Raw genomic sequence first — 21,889 nt, forward strand, 5'->3', positions numbered from 1 at the left:
AGAACACAGGGGGCGAAAAATCAAGAAGGATTAGGGTTATCCTCTGAGGTACCGTCGCTCAATGGCCCGAATCTTCTCAACTTTTGGGGCCGAACGGCCTCCCTGGAACTCGCTTTCAAGAAAGGCTCGAACGAGCATTTTGGCAAGCTCTGGCCCCACAATATGCCTCCCCAGGGTGAGCACATTGGCGTTGTTGCTCTTTTTTGCTCGCTCAGCTGAATAAATGTCGTGGGCACAGGCCGCGTAAATTCCAGGAATCTTGTTGGCTACCATTGCCATACCAATCCCCGTGCCGCACACCAGAATCCCACAGGTGTACTTCCCTTCCCTGATTCCAAGGCAAGCCTGAAGAGCAACATCAGGGTAATCGACAACTTCGTCCTCAGAGAAAACCCCAAGGTCCTCAAAGGCAAGGCCTTCTTCCCGCAGGTAATCGGCAATGACCTTCTTCAGAGGGAAACCAAAATGGTCTGAAGCAAGAACAAGCATACTGCCACCCCCTACTTTCCTCTCGCCGTGCTGAGGAGCCACCGACCCACCTGGGCATCGGTCACGAGATCCGTCAACCATTTCCCCCGAAGGGCACCGAGAATGGCCTCTTTCTTCTCCATTCCTCCGGCAATACCAATCACCCGCGAGCCTCTCTCCCGAATACGCTTCACATCAACTGCAATTCTCTTCTTGTCGAGGTCACACATGATAACCTCTCCGTCGATATTGAAAAAGGTTCCACAGATTGCTCCTACGGCTCCTCTCCGCACAAGTTCCTCTATTTCCTGCTCCTCGAAATTCCCGGTTTCAATGAGCAGACTCGTTTCTCTTCTCATGCCCCCTATGCCCACCAGAGCCACATCCACCTCTTCAGCCATTCTCAGGACTTCCTGAACCTCCTTTTCACTCAGAAAAGCATCCCGTGTTTCCAGGCTTTTGGCAAACGCAGGAGCAAAGAGGTATACCGGCTCTCCTCCCAGCCGGCTGGCGAACTCCTTTACCAGCTCAATGGCCACCGTCTTCCACCGCCTCCCACCGTAACCACCCATCATCTGCACAACCCGTATCCCATGGAGGTCCAGGCGGGGGAGGTACTCAAGGACACTGTGGAGTGTTCTCCCATAGGCAACACCGACACTGGTGTACGGAACGAGGTTATCCCGCAGAAAGGAAGCCGCTGCCTGAGCCACAGCTTTCACGACCCCTTCGGGAGTTCCGCTGTACGTCCGGACAACCACGGCATTCTGGAGGTCGAAATGTTCTGCCAGTGACTGAGAGAGCTCGGCATCAACTTCCCCGCTTCTTCGAATACGAATCTCCACAATACCAATCTCTCGAGCCCGTTTCAACATGCGGTAGACTTTCTGCGGAGAAACCCCAAGGAGCTCGGCGATTTTCCTCTGGTTGAGGTCCTCAAGGTAATAGAGCTCGGCGACCTTTGCCAGGCGCTCAAAATCCTCCTCTCTCGCTACCCTGGGTGACAAAGGCTTTCCCCCTTTCAACCCCTTTCCTCGTCGCTATTTTATTGACTTCTCGAAAAAGTGGCAAGGAGTTCCCGAATCTCCCTCTCCAGAGCCTCCTTTTCCTTCTCACCGAGGGGCTTTAAGGGTTTCCTGGGGAAGCCACCCTCAAAGCCAAAGAGGTCCATGGCAGCCTTCACCCCGCTTACACCGTATCGCCCGGAGACGAGGCTGTTGAGTCGAGCGACGAAGCGGTGGAGGGGAAGACCACGCTCAAGGTCTTTTCTGAGTCCAAGCTCCACCAGGTCACAGCAGAGGTCAGGGAAGACGTTGGCCAGAGACAGTACTCCTCCAACAGCCCCCACAAGGAGGGCCGGGAAGACGAAATCGGCAGACCCGGCGAGGACGAAGAACTCCTTCCCTTCTGAGGCGGCAATGTAGGCGTCGTAGTTGCCCTTTGAGGTGTCCTTGAGGCCGAGGATATTGGGGTGTTCGCTCAAGCGGGCAATGAGGGCAGGAGAAAGGCAGAGGTTGTTGGCCACTGCAGGGTTATTGTAGAGGAGGACCGGTTTGTCCACTGCTTCGGCGACTTCAGTGAAGTACTCATAGAGGGCGTCATCGGTCATTCTCCTTGCGAAGAAGGAGGGGGGCATGAGGCTCACAAAGTCCACCCCAAGACGATGAAGGTCCTGGGCGAGCTTTTTGGACTCAAAGGTGGACTCACAGCTTGCTCCACCAATGAGGACCTTGTCGCCCTTCACCTCAAGGACTGTCTCGATGACTCTGAGCTTCTCGTCATACGTGAGGCTCCGGAATTCTCCATTCGTCCCCAGGGCAAAGTACCCCCGAAGCCGGGTCTTCGAGAGCTTCTCAACATTCCGTTTCAATGCCTCAAAGTCGATGGTGCCATCATCCCGAAAGGGGGTCACAATGGGGGCAAAGACCCCGGTGAGCTTTTGTCTTGTGTCTTCAGGCTTCATGGAACTCACCTTCCCTGGCGAAGAAATCGCCTGGCTATTTCCATACACCCAAGAATAGAGCAGTTCTCCTTGAGTTCTATCTCGAAGTCTCGAAAGACACGCCGTTTGTACTCAAGAAGCGCCGAACCAGCTCCACCCGTGACGACCATAGTGGGATGCAACGTAAGGCGCTCGGACATCATATCAAGGGTCTTCCGCATTCTCCCCACAATGCCCCCAACCAGAGCCCTCAAGCATTCCTCTCTCGTGGTGTCCAGGGTGAGACCTGAAAAGGAAGCTTTTTTCTGGACGAGACTCGTCCTGTCCCCCGTAAGATAGGGTACGCACTTCACCTTTCCCTGCCCTTTTCCTTCGAGAACTTCTGCCAGATAAGCATGGTAGAACGTATCCGGCGGTAACTCCCTGCAGAACTGGGAGCGGAACCACTCCAAGGCAAACCCCCAATCACAATGTCATACATGAGCCACCTTCCGGGAAAGGGGTGGGTTCGCAGGTAGTACCGTTCATCTGGAAGGGGATGATCCAGGCATATGACGAGGATTTCCGAGCTCCCCGAAATGTTGAGTACCTGCCCGTGTTCAAAAAGCCCTGCCCCCAAAGCAGCAGCAGAGGTGTCGTTGGATCCCACAAGCACAGGAATACCGGAGGGTAAACCCGTTATCCGGGAGGCTTCCTTAGTGATTTTCCCTGCAACTTCAAAGGAGGGCACAACCGGGGGGAGCTTCTCAAGGGGAATGCCAAGGTCGCGGGCAAGGTCTTTACTCCAATCTGAAGCAGCAACGGTGTTGTAAAGCCCTGTGACCGAAGCATTGGTGGGGTCGATAATCCAACGATTCACAAGCTTTTTGAGAAGGAAGGTATTCAGATGCCCAAGAACTGCAGCCCTTGCGAAGACCTCCGGCCTCTCCTCCTTAAGCCAGAGCATGCTGGTCAGAGAGATTCCTCCCGGATACGGAATGTTCCCGGCCACCTGGAGAAACCGCTCCTTCCCTATTATCCGCACCGCTTTCCTTGCTTGTTTGATGCTCCTTCTGTCCCAGTGGATGATGGCAGGAAAGAGAGGAGTACCTTCGGCATCCATGGCGATAAGTGCCGGGCTGAACACGCAAGGGACAATGAGTTCAACTTTCCGAGCGTATCCCTTTTCTTTGAGGTTACGGGTCACCTTAAGGAAAGCCTGCCATACCAGATCAGGGTGAATCTGCACGCTCAGGCCGTCTGCTTCGTAATTGTACTCCACCCTGTCCTGGGTGACGGCAACAAAGTTCTCATCGAAAAGGACGCTTTTGAGAGAAGAAGTGCCCGCATCAACAGCCAGAATATAATCCCGATTCATGGAATCCCCCTTACTTCGCCCCAAAAGCCGGGTTGGGTAGGAACACAACGGTACCTGTCCAGTACCCACTCACATACTCAGACATGGCACCACGTCACCACCACAGTCGATGATTCCAACCTTTGCCTCCCTGCCACACAGACCAAATGCCATCTCCAGAGCCTCTTCGACTGAAGCTGCGTGGCGAAAACCAAGTGCCTCTTTCTCCTCAACACTCATTCCCTCAGAGACGCAGATTACTTCCCGGGAGTGCTCCATGATCCTGGCATGCAAAAGGAGTGTTGCAGCACAGACAAGGTCGTCAAAGCCCCCTTCTGCAACACGCCTCTTCAACTCCTGATACGGTAGTGTTGCATACTTTTTCAGTTCTCCGTGGGTGGGCGAAATGCCCTCAGGGAAAGGAGCAACAAGAATGGAAATCCCGCCCTTTCTCAAGCCCTTCTGGGCGTACGACAGGGGCTTTATTCCCTGCCAGTAATCGATATCTGCAGGGTACGCACTGACAATAACGATATCCGCAAGACCTGGAATCTTCTGTTCATAGATTTGCTTTGCGGCCCGGGCTCCCACCCGATGAGCACGAACCGGATCTCCTGCAACAACCCTGGCGATTTTTCCAGATTCATCGAGCACGACATTCACAATAAAGCGTAAACCCACGGCTTCGGCCACCATCTCTATTTCCCGCCGGACCTCGTTCTCAATCTCTCCAGCAATGTGCAGGTAGAGGTCCTTGAACATGGGCATGATGTGAGTTTTCCCTGTAGTTTCCCAGGAACATATTCCCGGCTGTATTGCCTTCCCACCCCCTCCATAACCCGCGTAGCAGTGAGGAACAATACTTCCCACCGCCATGAGGAAATTGGCCTCAAGGGCGAGTCTATTCACTTCAATAGGAATGCCACTTGGGGTGAATCCTATGCGGGTGAGGCAGCGGGGGTCCTGCCATTCGTGGTTCAGCACCGTTACCCTGTCAACGACTTCCGCGCCGAAACACCTCCGTATCTCTTCATCAGTCATGTACCGATGGGTTCCCAACCCGATGAGAACGGTGATATCCCTATCAGGAATCCCGGCTCTGTTGAGCTCGTCAAGGAGAACCGGGAAAATCCTCTCCCGAGGTGTTGCCCGTGTGAGGTCATCGCCCACAATGACGACCTTCATGCCGCGATGCAGCCTCTCTGCAAGAGGCAAGGAGGCAACAGGAGTCCGCAGGGAGGCGAGAATCGCTTCTTTTTCGGAGATGGTTTCTTCAAAGTTCCCAGGCTTTATGACGTACAGAAGATTCTCCAGAGAGAGTTCTACCTGGAGCGTTTGCTTCCCATATCTCAGCGGGATTACCCGTTTCACAGCCATTCCTCCATTCTTCACACGTTCTTCCGCAAGCAGGGCCCGAGAAACACAAGCGTCTTCGCACTCTCACGCTCCTGAAAGAGCACCACAACCCGCTTGCTTTCACCAAGGAGCTCGCCACCCCACTTTTCCGCAAACTTCTTATCACTCGCGAGAAAGAAGTCCTCCTTTGAAAAAGCCCTCGTGTCTCTCAAGGTTTTCCATCTCCTTCGCGATGCGCTCCACTATCAGGGAAACTTCAAGACCGCACTTTCTCAACAGAAATCCCCGCTCTCCCGAAAACCCAAAATTGCTCGGGGCTCCAAGCTTCAGAAACGGGGGGATGTTCCGCATCTTTTGGAAAGCCCGCAAGAGGTTGTCTCCCAATCCTCCCACCCTCGAGTGCTCTTCGAGGGTCACCACAAGACGTGACCCTCGGGCGATTCTCGCCACCATTTCCGAATTGAGGGGTTTTACAAAACGGGCATTGAAAACGAAAGTTCTGTACCCCCGTTTTTCGAGTTCCGCGGCTGCCTCCATACCAAGCCCTACGAGCTGTCCCAAAGCAACAATGGTGACATCAGCTTCCTGGAATTCCTGCCGTGTGAGTGGCTCAAACTGCCCAAGAACTACCTCCTGATGTTTCTCCAAGAACTCATCCTCCCCGCCCCGTGCTCCAAACCTCAGGTACACCGGCCCCTGGAAGTTCCCCAGAAGATATCGCCCAAGAAGGAGCGCATCCTCGTAATCGCAGGGTTCGCTGATGACGATACCGTCAAAAACCGAGAGAATGGCAATATCCTCCAGGGCCTGATGGGTAAACCCTGCGTACTGGGCTGAGAATCCCGTGTCTGTTCCGCAGATTTTCACGTTGAGTGACCAGCGACAGATATCGGTACGAATCTGCTCAAAAGCTCTCATGGTGAGAAAGGTGGCATACCCGGAGATGACGGGAGTGAATCCTGCCAGAGCAAGACCGGCACAAACACCCATCCCCGTTTGCTCACAAATACCACACTCAATAACCCTCTCTGGGTACCTGTCTTTCACTTTCTTGAAACGCGAAGCAGAATCCACCGAAACACAGATAATGTCCTTTCCTTCGTCGATGAGCTCCACCAGAACATCTTGCAGCGCTGTTCTCCGGCTCCTCATTGCTGTACCCCGGCTTCCAGGTATTTTCGGACAATTTCCTCAGAAAGACCGCAGTAGTGAGATTCCACTCTGTTCTCAAGCTCCACAACACCCTTGCCTTTCACCGTTTTGGTCACAACAACCATAGGACTTCCATCGTTCCGTCTCTTTGCCTCCCCAAGGGTTTTCCAGAGGACCTCAAAATCATGGCCCGGGATTTCCTGAACACTCCATCCGAAGGCTTTGAACTTCTCGCCCAGAGGTTCAAGGGGATGAAGGTCCTCGGTAAAACCGGAGAGTTGCAGATGGTTGCGGTCAACAATAAGGGTCAGGTTGTCAAGTCCGTACCGCAGAGCAAGAGGGAGGCATTCCCAGTTTGTGCCTTCGTTGAGCTCTCCATCGCCTGCAAGGACAAAGACGTGAAAAGGCCTGTGACGAAACTTGAAAGCCAAAGCCAGGCCGACCCCCAGGGGAAGACCATGACCCAGAGAGCCTGTCGCAGCGTCCACTCCAGGTACCCCAAGCTCTGGATGGATGCCAAGAAGGGTCTCTCCCCGGCATCCGTATTCCTCAAAGAATTCCTCCGAAAGGAACCCTTTCTCAGCAAGAACTGCGTAAAGCGCAAGGCCCGCGTGACCCTTGGAGAGCACCAGCTGGTCCCGCTCTCGGGAAAAGAGGTTGTCCCCGTTGACGTTGAGAATACCGTTAAAGAGGCAGGTAAGAACCTCAACAACCGAAAGGGATCCACCAATATGGCTCACCCCAGCACGAAACGTTGCCAGGATAATTCGTCTACGAACTCTCTGAGCAAAAGTCTCAAGGTATTCTCTCTCAAACTCCATCGGTAACCTCACTGCGCTGAGAGTATCTTTTCAATTCTCTCCATCGCCTGAGAGAACTCCCTGAGGTTGTGGATCTGCGCACTTGAGGCGGCAATGTCCTCCATGGTGAAACCATCAACCTCAAGGCTTCTTCGGGCAAAGTCGAGTTTGTGGAGCTTCTCCTCTGTAGCTCTGGGAACTGCAAAGGGAGCTCTGGCCCGCTCTTTCCGGAGGAGGGTCATGCCCCACTCTAAAGCCTCAGGGTTCATGGTGATGACAAGGGGGAGTTTGGCAAGCTCCTCAAGGTGGAGGTAGGTATTGCCTGGGCCTTTCCGGGTGGAACAGACGAGGACTTTGGCCGGAGCCCCAAGGACCTCGACCGCATCAACGGCTCTTTTGGCCATGAGGATGCCGAAGAAGCGGAGGTCTGCCTCTTCAAGGGTAACACCTCTGGCTTTGGCTTCTTCGGTGAGCTCCGTTGAGGCCTCCCAGCGACCGAGCATCATGGTGATGACCGCCCGCCAAGCGCTGTAGTCAATACCCCGGGCTTTCCCCTTCTCGTACCCCCGCTTCATGGCCTGGGCGACCTGGACCACCTGGGGGACGCAGAAGCAGGAGGTGGCGTTCACCGGAACGCCAAAGCTTACGATTTCCTCCATCACTGCAAGGCCAGCCCTTGTGGCGGGAACCTTCACCATGAGGTTGGGGCTTGTCCGGGAAATCTCCAGGGCCTGGAGGACCATGGTCGCTTCATCGGTGCTCTTCCTTGGGTCAACCTGGAGGCAGACAAAGCCGTATCGGCGGCCTCTGCGGTAGAAATTGGAGAGGAACTTGTCGGCGCCGAGCTTTCCCACCATCAGGTAGAGGTCAAACCACCCAGGATGCGTGTCGGAAGAGAAAACCCGGCCAAGCTCCTGCACTCTGGCAACCACCTGAGGCCGGGACTCAAGGAGCCGAAGGACCAGGGGAGGGTTGGTGGTCACTCCATCGAAGAAGAACACTCCTCCCTCGTTGTGGGACATGAAGCGGCGAAGGACTGAGAGCGTGGCGTCATCGACACCCCTTTCCCTGAGGCTGGCAAGGAAAACCTGGTAGTACCCTGGATGGGCATCCCACCACAGTTCCAGGTCGGGGTTGCGTTCTTTGAGCCCTTCAAGGAGTTCTGGTCTTGGGGCGAGTGGTTCCTGGCTCATGGGAGAACCTCCTGAAAGTGTTGAAAATAACATGGGATTATTATCAAACGTAGTATACACGATTTTCCCCTCTTTGTCAATACACTTAGCAACGGCGATTTTCTCGGGCCTTACTCAAACACCACGCCTGAAAAAGGTCCTTGTTTCTCCCCAGGGCCATAGGGTAACATATTCTGAAGCTCGAAAGGAGGAGAGACCGCGATGAGCATCCTGAACAACCTGAAAACCTTGCTCAAAAAGGGCGAGAGCAAGATGGTCCTCTGCGTCGTGGATGGCCTTGGAGGCATTCCTCATCCGGACTTCGGCGGAAAGACAGAGCTTGAAGCAGCCAGGACTCCAAACCTCGATGCCCTGGCAAAGAAAAGCGTTCTTGGCCTCATGACCCCGGTGAACCACGGCATCACCCCGGGAAGTGGCCCCGGACACATTGCACTCTTTGGATACGACCCTGAGGAACTGGTCATCGGACGGGGAGTTCTGGAAGCCCTGGGCGTGGGGATGGAGCTCAAAGAAGGGGACGTGGCAGCCCGGGCGAATTTTGCTACCAGAAACGCCGAGGGCATCATCACCGACCGGAGAGCAGGAAGGATTTCTACCGAGGAGTGCCAGCGGCTTGTGGAAAAACTCCAGCAACATATTCAGAAAATCGAGGATGTGGAAATCCTCCTCAAACCGGGAAAAGAGCACCGGTTTGTTCTTGTCCTGCGGGGGAAAGGACTTGGGGATCATCTCAAGGACACCGACCCTCAGAAAGAGGGGCTGCCACCGTACGAACCAAAGGGATTTGACGAACCTTCCGAAAAAACCGCCCGTATCGTCCGGGCATTCCTGGAAAAGGCTACACCCCTTCTTGAGGATGAGCCCAAGGCTAACGCTATTCTCCTTCGCGGTTTCTCCCAGTCCCCGGTGTTAGAGAAATTCCCGGAACGGTACGGTGTTCGGGCACTGGCCATCGCCATCTACCCCATGTACAAGGGGATTGCCCGGCTGTTCGGTTTCGATACCCCAGACGTTGAGGGAGATCTACGAAACGAAATTGAATTCCTGAAGGCAAAGTGGAACGACTATGACTTCTTCTTCCTCCACTACAAAGACACCGACAAAGCAGGAGAGGATGGGGACTTCCTGCGAAAAGTCCAGTGCATCGAGTACTTTGACTCCCTGCTCCCTGAAATCCTTGCCCTTTCCCCCGATGTTCTCGTCATCACCGGAGACCACTCAACACCGGCACTTCTTCGAGGTCACTCCTGGCACCCGTCTCCGGTACTCCTCCACTCTCCTTACGGAGGTGTGCCAACGGGAGAACGGTTCACTGAAAAAGAGTGCACCCGGGGTTACCTTGGGCATTTCCCTGCAAAGGCCCTCATGAGCCTTATCCTCTCTGCAGCCCTGCGACTTGGCAAATTTGGAGCATAGACAACCTGGGGGTTCCAGACCTCACCGAATGGGGCGGACTCTGTCTCCGTAATCGGTGGCAATGGTCCGCCCAAGTTTTGTCACCATCTCCTTCATACAAGAGAGACATCCTCCCCAGGCTTCCTGAACACAGATCTTCCCGGGATAAATGGTGTACTGGCTCCGGTACGGATGGGGGGTAAAGTTGGGCATGAGGACGTTGGCACCACAGCGAAGCCCCCGTTCCCGTCCTCCGGGAACAAGCGTCCCCAAAGCCGTGGTGGCGGGGAGGTTTGTGGTTTTCGTCAGAATCCTGGTGAGCGCCAGGACCTTGAGAGTGAGCAGACACTTCTTTTCCGGGTCCATGGTGAAGTGCCCCAGAGGCGTGTCCGGATGGGGAATGAAGGGCCCAATACCAATCATATCGAAGTCCCATTCCTGGAACTTCTTGATATCCAGGGCCAGGGCTTCCGGCGTCTGATACGGAAGCCCCACCATATTCCCACTTCCCACCTGGTACCCCAGTTCCCTCAGAACCTTCTGACATTCAAGGCGGGTATCATAGTCGTCATCGGGGTGCAAACGGGCAAAGAGCTCCCGGTCAAAGGTCTCCTGTTTGAGGAGATAACGGTCAGCCCCAGCGTCTCTCCAGAGTGCGTACTCCCAGGGTTCTCGCTCCCCCACACTCAGAGTGATGGCCACCTGGAGTTTTTTCACCCGGTGGATAAACTCGGCAAAGGGCTTCGCCTCATACCACGGGTCTTCGCCGGACTGCAGCACGATGGTCTTCACCCCAAGACGGGCAATGCGCTCACAGAGCGCGTACATCTCCTCCCAGGACATACGGTATCTCTTAAGCTTTCGGTTTTCCTTCCGCAATCCGCAGTAGAGGCAGTTTTTGCGACAGAAATTCGAGAATTCCACAAGCCCCCGGAGATGGACCGCATCACCCACGTACTTCCGGCGCTTGGCATCAGCAAGGGTGAAAAGTCGATGCACCACCTGGGGTTCTTCACAGCGAAGGAGCAACGTCAGTTCCTCTTCGGTGCAGTCCTCCTTCTCCTCGAGAAGGTCAAGGACGTCCTCGCAAGTTCGGCTGTTCATTTCCCTCGCCTCTTGGCCTGGTAGTCCTCAATGGCTGCTCGAATGGCCTCCTCAGCAAGAACGGAACAGTGCATTTTATGGGGTGGAAGACCACCCAGAGCCTCAGCCACTGCCCTGTTTGTGACCCTAAGAGCCTCTTCGATGGTCTTCCCCTTGATGAGTTCAGTGGCCATCGACGATGTGGCGATAGCCGCGCCACAACCAAAGGTTTCGAACTTCGCGTCTTCGATGCGGTCATCTCTGATCTTCAAGTACATGACCATGACATCGCCACAGACGGGGTTCCCAACCTTCCCAACCCCGTCGGCATCTTCTATTCTGCCAACATTCCGGGGATTCCGGAAATGCTCGAGGACTTTCTCTGTGTACACTGTGTCTCACCTCGCCTTTCCAAAAGGAGAAATCGCCCGGAGCTTCTCTACTATTCCCGGAAATACTGCAACCACCCGGGAAATTTCTTCTTCTGTCGTCCACTTCCCCAGGCTGAACCGGATGGAACCATGGGCGAGTGCATGGGGGTACCCGCAGGCTAAAAGCACATGGGACGGCTCAAGGGAACTCGAGGTACAGGCAGAACCGCTTGAAACGCAGATACCCTCAAAATCGAGATTCAAAAGCAGCGACTCTCCTTCAACGTACTCCACGAGCACAAGGCTTGTGTTGTAGAGCCGAGAAGCCCCCCGACTTACGATGACAATGTCTGGAATCCGGGCCTGCAGTTCTTCTTCGAGTCGGTCCCGCAGGGCACCGACCCGCCTGGCCTCCTCGTGCATCTCGTCCTGAGCGATTTCTAAAGCCTTTGCCATCCCCACAATACCCGGAACATTTTCTGTTCCGGCTCTCCTACCCCGTTCGTGATGCCCGCCGAGGATCTGGGGAACAAGACGGGTACCCTTCCGAATGTAGAGAAACCCCACCCCCTTGGGACCGTAGAACTTGTGGGCCGAAGCCGAAAGGAGGTCGACGCCAAGATCGTCCACCCGTACCGGAATTTTCCCGACTGTCTGGACCGCATCGGTGTGGAAGACCGCTCCATGCTCACGGACGACGCGAGAGAGCTCCTCAACCGGCTCAATGACCCCCGTCTCATTGTTGGCATGCATGATGGACACGAGAATGGTCTCGGGACGAAGGGCCTTCTTCAGGTCTTCAGGATGAACGAGGCCTTCCCGATCGACTGGAAGGTATGTGACTGCAAAGCCCTCTTTCTCCAGAGCCCGAAAAACGTTCAGCACGGCATGGTGCTCGATAGAGGAAGTCACCAGGTGGTTGCCCTTCTTCCTGAGCGCCTGGGCAACCCCCCGGATGGCGAGGTTGTTGGATTCCGTCCCGCCAGAGGTGAAGACAATTTCCTCATCCCTTGCCCCTATGGAACGGGCAATGACCGAGCGCGCCTTTTCCACCATTTGGCGGGCCTCCTGACCAAAACGGTGGAGTGATGAGGGATTGCCAAAATGCTCCCGGAAAAAGGGGAGCATAGCTTCAACGACCCTTGGGTCACAGGGTGTGGTGGCATTGTAGTCCAGGTAGATCATGGATTTCCTCCCTCCTCGACCAGGCTCTTCAGTGTCTTCGAGGCGAAGAACCCCTGGAGGCACGCCGCCGTCTCCTCCCAGAGCTTTCGGGTACTGCAGGAGGTGATAAGAGAACAGTACGAGGGATTTGCCAGGCACTCCACAGGGTGAATCGGCCCCTCAAGAACCTGAACCACTTCAAGGAGCGTGATGTCCTCGGGGGCACGTCCAAGAACATACCCACCCTCTTTCCCTCGGATACCCCGTACAAGACCACGAGTCTCAAGGATTGAAGCAATGTGGCGGAGATAGTCCGCCGAGAGGTGTTCCTCCTCGGCCACCTCCCGTACCTTCAGAGGTACAGAGCTCTTTGCCAGCCGCGCGAGGAACCGTAAACCGTACCGGAGTCGGGTGGAAACCTTCACGGCTCCTCCCTCCCTTCATTCAGTAAGTCTATAAAAATAATAGCATAACTCATAAATTGGGGCAAGTTCTCCCGGAAACTCTGCACTGCTGTATCCAGGAAGGTCGCTTTGTGCTATAAAAGAGGAAAAGACTGAGAGGGGGTACAGGAGTTGTACTGGGAAAAAGACTTAGAGACGCTACCAAGGGAGGAACTTTACGAACTCCAGAAACAGCGGCTTCAGAAAACTATCCAGAATGCCATGCGAACTCCCTTCTACCGGCGACTCTTCACCCGGGAGGGGATCAACCCCGAAAAGATTAAGACCCCTGAAGATTTACGTTACATTCCCTTCACCACCAAAGAAGACCTCCGCCAGGGGTTTCCCTTTGACTTCCTCGCCGTTCCTCTGGAAGAGATTGTCCGTCTGCACTCTTCTTCTGGAACCACTGGTACTCCTACCGTTATCTACCACACGAAAGACGACCTGGACCGCTGGACAAACCAGGTGGCCCGCTGCCTCTACATGGTGGGAGTTCGAAAAAACGATATCTTCCAGAACATGATGAGCTACGGGCTCTTCACCGGGGGGTTAGGTATGCACTATGGGGCAGAACGCATTGGCGCTCTCACCATTCCCATCGGGGCCGGGAACAGCAAAAGGCAGATATGGTTTTTGAAGCACTTCAAAAGCACGGTCATCCACATTATCCCGAGCTATGCCCTGTTGCTCTCTACCATCATCCGGGGAGAGGGGCTCGACCCTCGACGGGACTTTAATCTCCGCATCATCCTTCTTGGTGCCGAACCCCACAGTGAAGAAACCCGCCGGAGAATCGAGGACATTTACGGCGCCAAAGCGTACAATTCTTACGGTCTCTCGGAGATGAACGGCCCGGGAGGGGCGTTTGAATGCCTCTACCAGAACGGCATGCACATCTGGGAGGACTACTACATCGTGGAAATCGTCAACCCCGATACCCTGGAACCCTGCCCACCGGGGGAACCGGGAGAAATTGTGCTCACCACTATCTTCCGGGATGCTACACCTATTCTCCGTTACCGGACACGGGACGTCGCAGCACTCATTGATGAGCCCTGCCCATGTGGGAGAACGCACCGGAGAATCACAAGAATCCAGGGACGAACCGACGACATGTTCATCTTCCGGGGTGTGAACATCTTCCCCATGCAGGTTGAAAAGGTCCTCATGAACATCCCTGAGGTGGGAACGAACTATCGCATCGTTCTGGAGCGGAAAGAGTACGAAGACACAATGCGCGTGGAGGTGGAGATTAAGCCCGAGTTCTTCTTTGGCGATCTCCAAAAACTCGAACGCCTGCGAGAGCGGATTGCAGACGAACTCCGGGCCGAAATTCTCGTCACCCCCGAGGTGGTCCTCGTGGAACCCGGAAGCCTCCCCACCCAGGAAGGGAAGGCCCAGAGGGTTTTCGACTTTCGAAGGCTCTGAGAGAGGAGGAGCAGCATGGCTCACCAGGTCTCGGTCTTTGCGGAGAATAAGCCCGGGCGCATTGAGAAGATCGCCCGTATTCTCGCCCAGGAAGGTGTGAACATTCGGGCCATCACTATCTCCAGTGCTAATGGCTTTGGAGTGGTGAAAATCCTTGCCGACCAGCCCCAAAAGGCCTTTGAACTCCTGCGAGAACACGGCCTTCCTGCTTACCTCCAGGAGGTCATCGCCGTGGTGCTCGAAGACGTCCCCGGAGGCCTCCACAGGGTAGCCAGAATCCTTGCCGAGAACGATATCAACATTGAGGATGCCTATGGCTTTGTTGTTGAGAAAGGGAAGACTGCGGTTCTCGTCATTCAGGTGGAAAACGAACCTCACGCTCAGAGTGTCCTTGAGCGGAACGGATTCGTACTCCTGAGCGATGAGGAAATTTACCGGCTCTGAAGGAGGGTGACACCTGTGGCCAGTTGCATCGTGGTGGTTTTCTCCCGTAGCGGCAGAACCAGGGCCCTGGCAGAGGGCATCGCCCGGGAATTGGGTGCGCAACTTGAGGAAATTCGCTTGAAAAAACTCAAAAACCGCATTCCCACCCCGGGGATGATCCTCAGGGGCTTCAAAAAGGGCGAGCTCCCTGCCATTCACACCGACTTCCCCGACCTGGGGAAATTCGATGAGATCGTCCTCGGGGGACCGGTCTGGGGGTTTGATATTGCTCCACCAGTTCTGAGCTTCATAGAACACGTCAACTGGAGCGGCAAGAAAGTCCACCTCTTTGTCAGCGAAGCGTTCCTCGGCGGCCGGAGAGCCTTGACGCATCTTAAGAGAATCCTCGAGAATAAAGGGGCGAGGGTGGAGAAAGAACGAGCCTTTCCTACCCTCTTGAGGCACCCCAAGACCTTGCAGATCTGCGGTCGGGAATGGGCCAAAACGCTGAAAGACTGAGATTCACTCTCCCCCCAGAAGGCGCAGAGCCAAAAGGGCGTAAACCCTCCCGGCAGTGACAATCTGGGTCACAGGGACGAACTCGTTGGCCGAGTGGGCCTCTTCGATTCTTCCCGGACCAAAGATCAGGGTGGGTATTCCTGCTTCGACGAGAAACGACGCTTCACAGGAAGCAGGAAAGGGAGAGAAAGTGGGAACTTCTCCCGGGATGTCGGCAATGGACCGGGAGAGAAACTCCACGAGCTCCGAGTCCTTGGAGATTCTGGCTGGAGGGAGATGGGGAATACACTGGGTGATTGTGTACTCGAAGGATGCTCCTTCCCTTTCCCGCACACCCTCCACAACCTCCCGGAGAACTTCCTCCATTTTCTCCAGAGAGAAAGAGGGAAGGGTTCGCACATCCACCTCAAGAAAGCAGGTCTCGGGCACCACGTTGGGCGCTACTCCTCCGAGAATCTTTCCCACGCTCACTGCCGGCGCCCCAAGATCAGGATCCCCAAGGGCAGAGAGTTCCTTTCGCTTCTCCTCCAGGGCTCTGACGACGAGGGCCGCATAGTATACAGCGTTGATGCCCTGTTCTGCCACTGCCGCGTGACAGGATCTCCCCCGAACCTCAATACGATACGCCGCCACACCCCGGTGTCCCAGGCTGATGTTGAGACCTGTGGGTTCCCCTACAATGGCGTAGTCCACGACTTCCCGTCGCATCCGGTACGCCTTCATCCATTCCCTGATGCCCGCGTTCTCTTCCTCCTCGTCCACCACGAAGACCACCTTGAGCTTCCCGTAGAGGGAGTGGGCAAAGAGTGCCACCATTTTCGCTGCGTACATCATAGCAGCGAGGGCCCCCTTCATGTCACAGGCCCCTCTCCCGTAGAGGCGGTTCTGCACGATTTCTCCCCCCAGAGGGGGATACGTCCAGCCACTCCCCACAGGGACCGTGTCCATGTGCCCGTTGAAAAGCAGCACCGGTCCCTCACCCAGGGCTCCCTGGATTTCTGCGATGAGATTCGCTCGCTTCCCATCAACCTCCTGCCATTCCACCGGGATTCCGTTGTCGATGAAATAGTTGGCAATGAAACGGGCAATCTCTACCTCGCCCTCGGTTCGGGAAACACTCATGATGCGCACCAGCCGCTGCGCAAGGCTTATAGGTTCAAAAAGGTCAAACTCGTTGTCAAGTAGCGCTTTCCAGTCTGCCATGTTCAGCCCAAGTACCGGCTTCCCCGCTTCTGCAGGGCAATACTCTGTCTGCAGAGAGGACACTCATCCGGTGTATACACAGGGATTTCCATCTGCAGGAGGGGGAAGAAGGGATAGGGGAACGAAGCCCGACCACTGCTCCGGTCAACAAGCACACCAATACCCACGATGTGCGCTCCCTTCTCCTGAACAGCCTCGATAACCTCCGAAAGAGAAGCCCCCGTGGTGACGACGTCTTCCACGATGAGCACCCTGTCCCCCTCACCGAGGGTAAAGTCCCGCCGGAAACGCATCCTGCCTTCCTCTCTTTCGGTGAAGGCCATGCGGACTCCAAAGGCCCGGGCCACCTCGTAGGCAAGCACGATACCGCCTACCGCCGGACCCACAACGACGTCGATTTTTTCTCCCTGGAAGTGTTCTGCAATTGCCTGGGCCAGCTGTTCAACGTACCGGGGATACTGGAGAAGCTTGAACTTCTCCACGTAGTACGGGCTGTGGAGTCCCGAAGTCAGAAGGAAATGTCCCTCAAGGAATGCTCCAGCCTTTCGGAAAAGGTCAAGAATGGCCTCCTTATCCAAGGAATTCACCTCACCTTCCCTATGAGGTCCTCAACATTCTCCATATTTTTACGGAGAAGATACGCCTTTATTCCCTCAAGAATGTCTGCCGCCGAAGAAGGAGCCACGAGATTCGCGGTTCCCACACCAACTGCCCGTGCTCCCACAAGGAGGAACTCCAGGGCATCCTCGGCAGTCATGACCCCTCCCATACCGATGATGGGGAGTTCTGTCACCCCCACAAGGTCGTAGACCATCTTTAGTGCTAGAGGCTTGATGGCTGGCCCGGAGAGCCCTGCGGACTTCATGGCAAAGACGAAATCCATCCGCTCCACATCGATAGCCATGGCGGGAAAAGAATTCGTGACACTCAGGGCTTCCGCTCCCTCCTTCTCAAGGATTCTCACCGTGACCTCCCAGTCTTGCATCTTTGCCGGACCGAGCTTCACGATAAGGAACTTCCTGGTCGCCTCCCGAACCCGCCCAACGAGTTCTCGAAGAATTTCAGGGTCTGAGAGAAAGCTTGCGCCTCCCCTTTCGACATTCGGGCAGGAGACGTTGAGCTCCAGGGCGTCAATCCTCTCTGCAGCATCGAGCCGCCGGGCCACCTCAATGTACTCTTCTACCGTTCTCCCCCAGATGTTCACAAAAATCCGGGTGTCGAGCGTTTCAAGAAACGGCAGGTCCTCTTGAAGGAACCGCTCCACCCCCTTGTTCTCAAGGCCAATGGAATTCAAAAGCCCTGCCCGGACTTCAAAGAGCCTGGGTGGGGGGTTTCCTTCCCAGGGGAAAAGACTCAACCCCTTTACCGTGATGGCTCCCGGAGTATTGAGGTCAAGGTAGGGGGCAATCTCTCTCCCGTAGCCACAGGTTCCGGAAGCAAGAACGACCGGGTTTTTCAGGGCCATCCGCCCCAGGGTCACCGAGAGATTCATAGCACTACCTCAGAGAGCCGGAAAACCGGACCATCACTGCACACGTGCCAGTACCCTCCACCTCTTCGGGGAATGGCACATCCAAGGCAAACCCCAAAACCACAACCCATCCTTGCCTCAAGAGCAACCTCAATGTCCTCCTCTTTCCCGGGAAAGACCGTTGCCAGTTCTCGAAGCATCCCCTCAGGGCCACAGGCGTAAATCTTTGCCCCCTGCCAGAGGGCTCTCTCAAGGCACTTCCCCACAAGGTCAAGGACCGTGCCGCAGAAACCACCCGACACGGCCTCTTCGCAGCTCCACAGAACCCTCGGAAGGTCCTCGATGAGGCGAAGGAGTGCCAGGTCCTTTCGTTCCCGAACACCCAGGAAGAACGAGAAGGGGATACCGCGTTTTTTGAGCTCCCGGGCAAGAAAAACAAGAGGCACAAGCCCTCGTCCTCCGGCGATGAGGATCCCGGAAGACGCGTCAAGGGAGAATCCCTGCCCCAGGGGCCCAAGCACCTCAAGGGTATCCCCCACCTCCAGGTGAGAGAGAAGCTCCGTACCTTTTCCCACAACCTCAAAAAGCAGAGAAAAACGGTCAGCGTTCACAGAGAGTATTGCGAAGGGGCGAGGAAGAAGGGGATCGAAAACCTCAAGACCAGGACGCACCATGACGAATTGGCCGGGCCTGGCCCGAGAGGCAATGCTTCTTTCCTCAAGCTCAAAACACACAAACCGTTCCCCAAACCGCTCTTTCCGGCATATCCGGGCAAAACTCATGGCACAAGGCTCCGGAGTGTTTCCTGATACCTGAGGGCTTTTTCACGAGCTCTCTCAGCAAAGTCCTCTCCACTCTCTCTTCCCCACTTCCTGTAGGCGAAAAGAATATCCCGGGAAACGTTCACCAGCGCCCCCAGTCCTCCGGGGAGGAAGGCAAAGCGAAGTGCCTCAACTGCTCCTCCCTGGGCGCCAATTCCGGGGATGAGGAAAAGCAACCGAGGAAAGCGTCCCCGGAGGTACCGGAGGTCCTCAGGGTACGTCGCCCCCACAACAATCCCAAAGGAACTCATGGGACTGCCCGCAAAAAATCTCCTGGCACAATCCTCTACAAGCAGGGCCACTTTTTCGAAAACCCGCACCCTTCCCCCTTCATCCTGGATGAAGGGAGCCGAGGGGTTCGATGTTCGGGCGAGAACGAAGACCCCCTTCCCGCTTTTTTGAGCTTCCTCAAAGAAGGGGAGGAGGCTGTCTTCCCCAAGATAAGGATTCACCGTCAGGGCATCGATATCCCAGAAGGAACGCAAACTCTTTCCGCCTGCGGTAATCTCAGAAAGGTACCCCCGGGCGTAACACACGGCGCTACTTGCAATGTCGTTCCTTTTTCCGTCAAGGATCGTGAGAAACCCCAGTTCTTTCGCTCTCCTGATGGTCCGGGAGAGCGCCACCATCCCCGGAATCCCCAGGGCCTCGTAAAAGGCCATCTGAATCTTCACAAAGCCAACCTCTCCTGCGAGAGCCTCAAGAATACCAATCCCAAAAGCGAGAACGGCCTCAGCAAGTCCCTCAAAAGTCATTTCTTCAGGAACGAACCGCTCAAGGAGCACAGGAGGGAGCAGGTCAAAATGCGGGTCCAGACCAACAACAAGGGGCCCAAAGCGTTCAACCCTTTCTGTAACCCGCTCAGCAAAACTCTCCATCAACAACGCTCCTTTCCGCCATAACCACTCGCCCCCCGACGATGGTGTACACCGGCCAGCCCCGAAGCGACCACCCTTGGAAAGGACAGTTTCTCCCTTTCGATTCAAACTGGGCTACATCCACTTCCCACTCTGTCTGCGGGTCCACAATGGTAAGGTCCGCATCCTTCCCTTCAGCAAGAACACCTTTGTTCTCGAGCCCCAGAAACCTGGCAGGATTGTAGCTCAACTTCCGCCACAGCTCAATCCAGTCCACAACTCCATCCTCCACAAGGGCCTTCACGTAGAGGGGAACGGTAATCTCGAGGTTAGAGATCCCAAAAGCAGCATCGAGGAAGCTCCCCTCCTTATCCTCAGGGGCATGGGGAGCATGGTCCGAGGCAAGGATGTCGATGGTACCATCCGCAATGCCCGCCTTGAGTGCCTCGATATCCCTTTTTTCTCGAAGTGGTGGCTTCACCTTGGCAAGGGACCCAAATCGCGGAATATCCTCGACAGTGAGGAGAAGGTGGTGGGGAGTGACATCAGCACTCAATGGAGCCTGTCCTCTGAAGAGACGGAGGATTGTGACACTCCTTTCTGTTGAGAGATGAGTGAAGTGCACCCGGGCGCCCGTATCCAGGGCAAGGAGAACATCCCGGGCAAGGCGGCTGTCTTCAGCCACCCGCGGAATGCCCCTGTACCCAAGGAGGAACGCTACCTCCCCCTCATGCATGTGCCCTTCCCGGGAAAGTTCGCTGTCTTCCTCGTGGAGAATGAAAGGAAGGTGGAAGTAGCGGGCGTACTGCAGGGCGAAATAGAGCAACCGCGAGCTGTCAACGCTTGCTCCATCATCACTCAGGGCCACAACCCCTGCCTCCTTTAAGAGCCCGTAATCGCACATCTCTTTCCCTTGGCATCCCCGGCTGATGGCACCCGCAAAGAGAATGTTGGTGAAGGGGAGAGCCCTGGCGCGGAGGCGCAGTGCCTGAACCACAAGGGGATGGTCGAGTGGAGGAGAGGTGTTGGGCATGCAGAGCACCGTGGTGAACCCACCCCGGGCAGCAGCCCTTGCCCCAGTTTCAAGGGTTTCCTTGCGTTCCTGTCCCGGCTCACGAAAGTGCACATGGAGGTTCACAAAACCTGGACCCACAAGCAACCCCGAAGCATCAATGCTCTGCGCCTGAGGGTCGGAGATCCCTCTACCGACACGAGCAATTACCCTACCCTCAATCAGCACATCACCGTCCACAAGCATTCGCCTGTCCGGAAGGACCAGGGTCCCACGCCGAATGAGAATTCTCCGCGTCATGACGTCTTCTCCCCGCGAAGAAGAATTTCAAGCACGGCCATCCGTACCGCCACCCCACAGGTGACCTGCTCCTCGATGAGGGAGGATTCATGTTCCACGAACCGGTGCTCGATCTCCACTCCCCGATTCACCGGACCCGGATGCATGATGAAAGCCCCCTCTTTCATTCTCGTTAGAAGTCTTTCCCCAAGACCAAAAAAGCGAGTGTATTCCTGAAGGCTCGGAAAATACCCTGCCTCCTGGCGTTCCCGCTGAATCCGAAGCAGATATACCACATCAGCTCCTTCCACTGCCTGTTCCACCGGGAATACCCGTTCCGCTCCAAGTGCCAGAACACTCTCAGGAACAAGGGTTGGGGGGCCTGAGAATACCACGCTATTTCCGAGTTTCATCAGTGCCAGTGCCAGGGAACGGGCAACTCTACTGTGGAGGATGTCCCCAAGGATGGCAACCCGAAGGCCCTCAATCCGCCCAAGGGTCCGCCGTATAGCCAGAAGGTCAAGGAGGGCTTGAGTCGGATGTTCCCGCATCCCATCACCAGCGTTCACCACATGGCAGGGAAGAAAACTCGCCAGATACTCCGGGACACCGCTGTCTCTGTGCCGGACTACCAGAACGTCGGCCTTCATCCGGGCAATGGTACGGACAGTATCCCGAAAACTCTCTCCTTTCTCCAGACTGCTTCCCTCCAGAGAAAAATTCAGCACATTCATGCCCAGAAGCTTCCCCGCCATTTCAAAGGACATCCGGGTCCTCGTACTGGGCTCAAAGAACAGGCAGACCATAGAGTATCCCGAAAGGATGTTCTCAAATTTCGGGGAGGCCTCGAGGAACTCCCGCCAGTGCGCCGCCCGCTCGAGGACAAGGAGAATGTCCTCTCTCGTCAAAGGACGTATCCCCAGAAGATGCCGGTGCGCCCACACCCTTTCCCACCTCCCGAAAAGAGACACAAAAAAATCCACCTTCCCCCATTCGGGAAGATGGACGTGCTCCTCTGGTCTCCGTACTCTCCGCTCCCATGGGCAACCCTCAATTAGGATACCGGGAAATGTTCCCTGTGTCAATCAAGACCCCAGCCTATCTGGCTCACGAATGGGAAAAGAAGGTGGCAAAACAAAAGGCGTTCTGTTACAATCAGAAAACGTCTGC

24 protein-coding genes are annotated in these 21,889 nt (G+C 55.5%); 4 read left to right on the forward strand and 20 right to left on the reverse strand.

Translation table 11 applies throughout. The features are described 5' to 3' along the window. Nucleotides 1-36 precede the first annotated feature (36 nt). The 9 genes from rpiB to ACPT9Q_RS00600 all read right to left on the reverse strand — a co-directional run bounded on the left by rpiB (nt 37) and on the right by ACPT9Q_RS00600 (nt 8,247). Nucleotides 37-489: a ribose 5-phosphate isomerase B gene (rpiB, locus tag ACPT9Q_RS00560; RefSeq protein ID WP_427365962.1), complete on the reverse strand. Its 453-nt coding sequence runs from the start codon at nt 487-489 to the stop codon at nt 37-39. An 11-nt stretch (nt 490-500) separates the two neighbouring features. Then, the gene (locus ACPT9Q_RS00565; protein WP_427365963.1) at nt 501-1,475 is read right to left on the reverse strand and encodes a sugar-binding transcriptional regulator; all 975 of its coding nucleotides are present in this window, start codon (nt 1,473-1,475) and stop codon (nt 501-503) included. A 38-nt stretch (nt 1,476-1,513) separates the two neighbouring features. Then, nucleotides 1,514-2,431 carry a dihydrodipicolinate synthase family protein gene (locus ACPT9Q_RS00570; protein ID WP_427365964.1) on the reverse strand — a complete coding sequence of 306 codons (918 nt, stop codon included), beginning with the start codon at nt 2,429-2,431 and terminating at the stop codon, nt 1,514-1,516. Nucleotides 2,432-2,436: 5 nt separating this feature from the next. Beyond that, complete coding sequence (locus ACPT9Q_RS00575) at nt 2,437-2,763, reverse strand: hypothetical protein (protein WP_427365966.1); 327 nt, start codon at nt 2,761-2,763, stop codon at nt 2,437-2,439. After that, nucleotides 2,760-3,767 carry a xylulokinase gene (locus tag ACPT9Q_RS00580; RefSeq protein ID WP_427365967.1) on the reverse strand — a complete coding sequence of 336 codons (1,008 nt, stop codon included), beginning with the start codon at nt 3,765-3,767 and terminating at the stop codon, nt 2,760-2,762. Before ACPT9Q_RS00580 ends, ACPT9Q_RS00575 begins: the two co-directional genes overlap by 4 nt. A gap of 69 nt (nt 3,768-3,836) precedes the next feature. After that, the gene (gene larA, locus ACPT9Q_RS00585; protein WP_427365969.1) at nt 3,837-5,123 is read right to left on the reverse strand and encodes a nickel-dependent lactate racemase; all 1,287 of its coding nucleotides are present in this window, start codon (nt 5,121-5,123) and stop codon (nt 3,837-3,839) included. A gap of 141 nt (nt 5,124-5,264) precedes the next feature. After that, a complete protein-coding gene (locus ACPT9Q_RS00590) occupies nt 5,265-6,254 on the reverse strand; it encodes a transketolase family protein (RefSeq protein ID WP_427365970.1) in 990 nt (329 codons plus the stop codon). Continuing rightward, nucleotides 6,251-7,075 carry a transketolase gene (locus ACPT9Q_RS00595; RefSeq protein ID WP_427365971.1) on the reverse strand — a complete coding sequence of 275 codons (825 nt, stop codon included), beginning with the start codon at nt 7,073-7,075 and terminating at the stop codon, nt 6,251-6,253. The genes ACPT9Q_RS00590 and ACPT9Q_RS00595 overlap by 4 nt, the downstream gene beginning before the upstream one ends. Nucleotides 7,076-7,083: 8 nt before the next feature. Further along, on the reverse strand, nt 7,084-8,247 hold the full coding sequence (locus tag ACPT9Q_RS00600) for a transaldolase family protein (protein WP_427365972.1): 1,164 nt from the start codon (nt 8,245-8,247) through the stop codon (nt 7,084-7,086). Nucleotides 8,248-8,448: 201 nt separating this feature from the next. Here ACPT9Q_RS00600 and ACPT9Q_RS00605 point away from each other — a divergent pair, with 201 nt between their 5' ends. Next, the gene (locus ACPT9Q_RS00605; RefSeq protein ID WP_017873534.1) at nt 8,449-9,663 is read left to right on the forward strand and encodes a 2,3-bisphosphoglycerate-independent phosphoglycerate mutase; all 1,215 of its coding nucleotides are present in this window, start codon (nt 8,449-8,451) and stop codon (nt 9,661-9,663) included. A 21-nt stretch (nt 9,664-9,684) separates the two neighbouring features. Here ACPT9Q_RS00605 and hydE read toward each other — a convergent pair whose 3' ends face one another. From hydE to ACPT9Q_RS00625, 4 genes are read right to left on the reverse strand one after another with little or no spacing between them, the layout of a single operon-like run. Next, nucleotides 9,685-10,746, reverse strand: coding sequence for a [FeFe] hydrogenase H-cluster radical SAM maturase HydE (hydE, locus tag ACPT9Q_RS00610; RefSeq protein ID WP_427365973.1), 1,062 nt, complete (start codon nt 10,744-10,746; stop codon nt 9,685-9,687). Next, nucleotides 10,743-11,117 carry a Fe-S cluster assembly scaffold protein NifU gene (nifU, locus tag ACPT9Q_RS00615; RefSeq protein ID WP_017873532.1) on the reverse strand — a complete coding sequence of 125 codons (375 nt, stop codon included), beginning with the start codon at nt 11,115-11,117 and terminating at the stop codon, nt 10,743-10,745. Before nifU ends, hydE begins: the two co-directional genes overlap by 4 nt. Before the next feature lie 6 nt (nt 11,118-11,123). Continuing rightward, nucleotides 11,124-12,281 (reverse strand): cysteine desulfurase NifS, encoded by a 1,158-nt coding sequence (nifS, locus tag ACPT9Q_RS00620; protein ID WP_427365974.1) that lies wholly within the window; start codon nt 12,279-12,281, stop codon nt 11,124-11,126. Then, on the reverse strand, nt 12,278-12,685 hold the full coding sequence (locus ACPT9Q_RS00625; RefSeq protein WP_427365975.1) for an RrF2 family transcriptional regulator: 408 nt from the start codon (nt 12,683-12,685) through the stop codon (nt 12,278-12,280). The genes nifS and ACPT9Q_RS00625 overlap by 4 nt, the downstream gene beginning before the upstream one ends. Nucleotides 12,686-12,835: 150 nt before the next feature. Here ACPT9Q_RS00625 and ACPT9Q_RS00630 point away from each other — a divergent pair, with 150 nt between their 5' ends. Genes ACPT9Q_RS00630 through ACPT9Q_RS00640 form a run of 3 tightly spaced genes read left to right on the forward strand, consistent with a single transcriptional unit; the run spans nt 12,836 to nt 15,076 of the window. Beyond that, nucleotides 12,836-14,134, forward strand: a complete 1,299-nt coding sequence (locus tag ACPT9Q_RS00630; protein ID WP_017873605.1) for an AMP-binding protein — start codon at nt 12,836-12,838, stop codon at nt 14,132-14,134. Between the two features lie 15 nt (nt 14,135-14,149). Continuing rightward, nucleotides 14,150-14,578 (forward strand): ACT domain-containing protein, encoded by a 429-nt coding sequence (locus tag ACPT9Q_RS00635; protein ID WP_017873604.1) that lies wholly within the window; start codon nt 14,150-14,152, stop codon nt 14,576-14,578. 15 nt (nt 14,579-14,593) lie between these two features. Next, a complete protein-coding gene (locus tag ACPT9Q_RS00640) occupies nt 14,594-15,076 on the forward strand; it encodes a flavodoxin family protein (RefSeq protein WP_427365976.1) in 483 nt (160 codons plus the stop codon). A gap of 3 nt (nt 15,077-15,079) precedes the next feature. On the opposite strand, the gene ACPT9Q_RS00645 is transcribed toward ACPT9Q_RS00640, so the two are convergent. Genes ACPT9Q_RS00645 through ACPT9Q_RS00675 form a run of 7 tightly spaced genes read right to left on the reverse strand, consistent with a single transcriptional unit; the run spans nt 15,080 to nt 21,663 of the window. Beyond that, nucleotides 15,080-16,279, reverse strand: coding sequence for an ArgE/DapE family deacylase (locus tag ACPT9Q_RS00645; RefSeq protein WP_017873602.1), 1,200 nt, complete (start codon nt 16,277-16,279; stop codon nt 15,080-15,082). Nucleotides 16,280-16,281: 2 nt separating this feature from the next. Then, on the reverse strand, nt 16,282-16,866 hold the full coding sequence (gene pyrE, locus ACPT9Q_RS00650) for an orotate phosphoribosyltransferase (RefSeq protein ID WP_017873601.1): 585 nt from the start codon (nt 16,864-16,866) through the stop codon (nt 16,282-16,284). Next, complete coding sequence (locus ACPT9Q_RS00655; protein WP_017873600.1) at nt 16,863-17,771, reverse strand: dihydroorotate dehydrogenase; 909 nt, start codon at nt 17,769-17,771, stop codon at nt 16,863-16,865. Before ACPT9Q_RS00655 ends, pyrE begins: the two co-directional genes overlap by 4 nt. After that, nucleotides 17,768-18,532 carry a dihydroorotate dehydrogenase electron transfer subunit gene (locus ACPT9Q_RS00660; RefSeq protein ID WP_017873599.1) on the reverse strand — a complete coding sequence of 255 codons (765 nt, stop codon included), beginning with the start codon at nt 18,530-18,532 and terminating at the stop codon, nt 17,768-17,770. The genes ACPT9Q_RS00655 and ACPT9Q_RS00660 overlap by 4 nt, the downstream gene beginning before the upstream one ends. Further along, nucleotides 18,529-19,449 (reverse strand): orotidine-5'-phosphate decarboxylase, encoded by a 921-nt coding sequence (gene pyrF / locus ACPT9Q_RS00665; protein ID WP_427365977.1) that lies wholly within the window; start codon nt 19,447-19,449, stop codon nt 18,529-18,531. Before pyrF ends, ACPT9Q_RS00660 begins: the two co-directional genes overlap by 4 nt. Next, a complete protein-coding gene (locus ACPT9Q_RS00670) occupies nt 19,433-20,740 on the reverse strand; it encodes a dihydroorotase (RefSeq protein WP_427365978.1) in 1,308 nt (435 codons plus the stop codon). Before ACPT9Q_RS00670 ends, pyrF begins: the two co-directional genes overlap by 17 nt. Next, complete coding sequence (locus ACPT9Q_RS00675; RefSeq protein WP_026137335.1) at nt 20,737-21,663, reverse strand: aspartate carbamoyltransferase catalytic subunit; 927 nt, start codon at nt 21,661-21,663, stop codon at nt 20,737-20,739. Before ACPT9Q_RS00675 ends, ACPT9Q_RS00670 begins: the two co-directional genes overlap by 4 nt. Between the last annotated feature and the right edge of the window lie 226 nt (nt 21,664-21,889).

Source organism: Candidatus Caldatribacterium saccharofermentans (genome assembly GCF_050267035.1).
Classification (GTDB): domain Bacteria; phylum Atribacterota; class Atribacteria; order Atribacterales; family Caldatribacteriaceae; genus Caldatribacterium; species Caldatribacterium saccharofermentans.

What these genes read in the sequence shown, in the direction of transcription:
- rpiB (WP_427365962.1), bottom strand. Translation starts at nt 489, where the DNA reads ATGCTTGTTCTTGCTTCAGACCATTTTGGTTTCCCTCTGAAGAAGGTC.
- ACPT9Q_RS00570 (WP_427365964.1), bottom strand. Translation starts at nt 2,431, where the DNA reads ATGAAGCCTGAAGACACAAGACAAAAGCTCACCGGGGTCTTTGCCCCC.
- ACPT9Q_RS00580 (WP_427365967.1), bottom strand. Translation starts at nt 3,767, where the DNA reads ATGAATCGGGATTATATTCTGGCTGTTGATGCGGGCACTTCTTCTCTC.
- larA (WP_427365969.1), bottom strand. Translation starts at nt 5,123, where the DNA reads ATGGCTGTGAAACGGGTAATCCCGCTGAGATATGGGAAGCAAACGCTC.
- ACPT9Q_RS00590 (WP_427365970.1), bottom strand. Translation starts at nt 6,254, where the DNA reads ATGAGGAGCCGGAGAACAGCGCTGCAAGATGTTCTGGTGGAGCTCATC.
- ACPT9Q_RS00595 (WP_427365971.1), bottom strand. Translation starts at nt 7,075, where the DNA reads ATGGAGTTTGAGAGAGAATACCTTGAGACTTTTGCTCAGAGAGTTCGT.
- ACPT9Q_RS00600 (WP_427365972.1), bottom strand. Translation starts at nt 8,247, where the DNA reads ATGAGCCAGGAACCACTCGCCCCAAGACCAGAACTCCTTGAAGGGCTC.
- ACPT9Q_RS00605 (WP_017873534.1), top strand. Translation starts at nt 8,449, where the DNA reads ATGAGCATCCTGAACAACCTGAAAACCTTGCTCAAAAAGGGCGAGAGC.
- hydE (WP_427365973.1), bottom strand. Translation starts at nt 10,746, where the DNA reads ATGAACAGCCGAACTTGCGAGGACGTCCTTGACCTTCTCGAGGAGAAG.
- nifS (WP_427365974.1), bottom strand. Translation starts at nt 12,281, where the DNA reads ATGATCTACCTGGACTACAATGCCACCACACCCTGTGACCCAAGGGTC.
- ACPT9Q_RS00635 (WP_017873604.1), top strand. Translation starts at nt 14,150, where the DNA reads ATGGCTCACCAGGTCTCGGTCTTTGCGGAGAATAAGCCCGGGCGCATT.
- ACPT9Q_RS00645 (WP_017873602.1), bottom strand. Translation starts at nt 16,279, where the DNA reads ATGGCAGACTGGAAAGCGCTACTTGACAACGAGTTTGACCTTTTTGAA.
- ACPT9Q_RS00655 (WP_017873600.1), bottom strand. Translation starts at nt 17,771, where the DNA reads ATGAATCTCTCGGTGACCCTGGGGCGGATGGCCCTGAAAAACCCGGTC.
- ACPT9Q_RS00660 (WP_017873599.1), bottom strand. Translation starts at nt 18,532, where the DNA reads ATGAGTTTTGCCCGGATATGCCGGAAAGAGCGGTTTGGGGAACGGTTT.
- pyrF (WP_427365977.1), bottom strand. Translation starts at nt 19,449, where the DNA reads ATGGAGAGTTTTGCTGAGCGGGTTACAGAAAGGGTTGAACGCTTTGGG.
- ACPT9Q_RS00670 (WP_427365978.1), bottom strand. Translation starts at nt 20,740, where the DNA reads ATGACGCGGAGAATTCTCATTCGGCGTGGGACCCTGGTCCTTCCGGAC.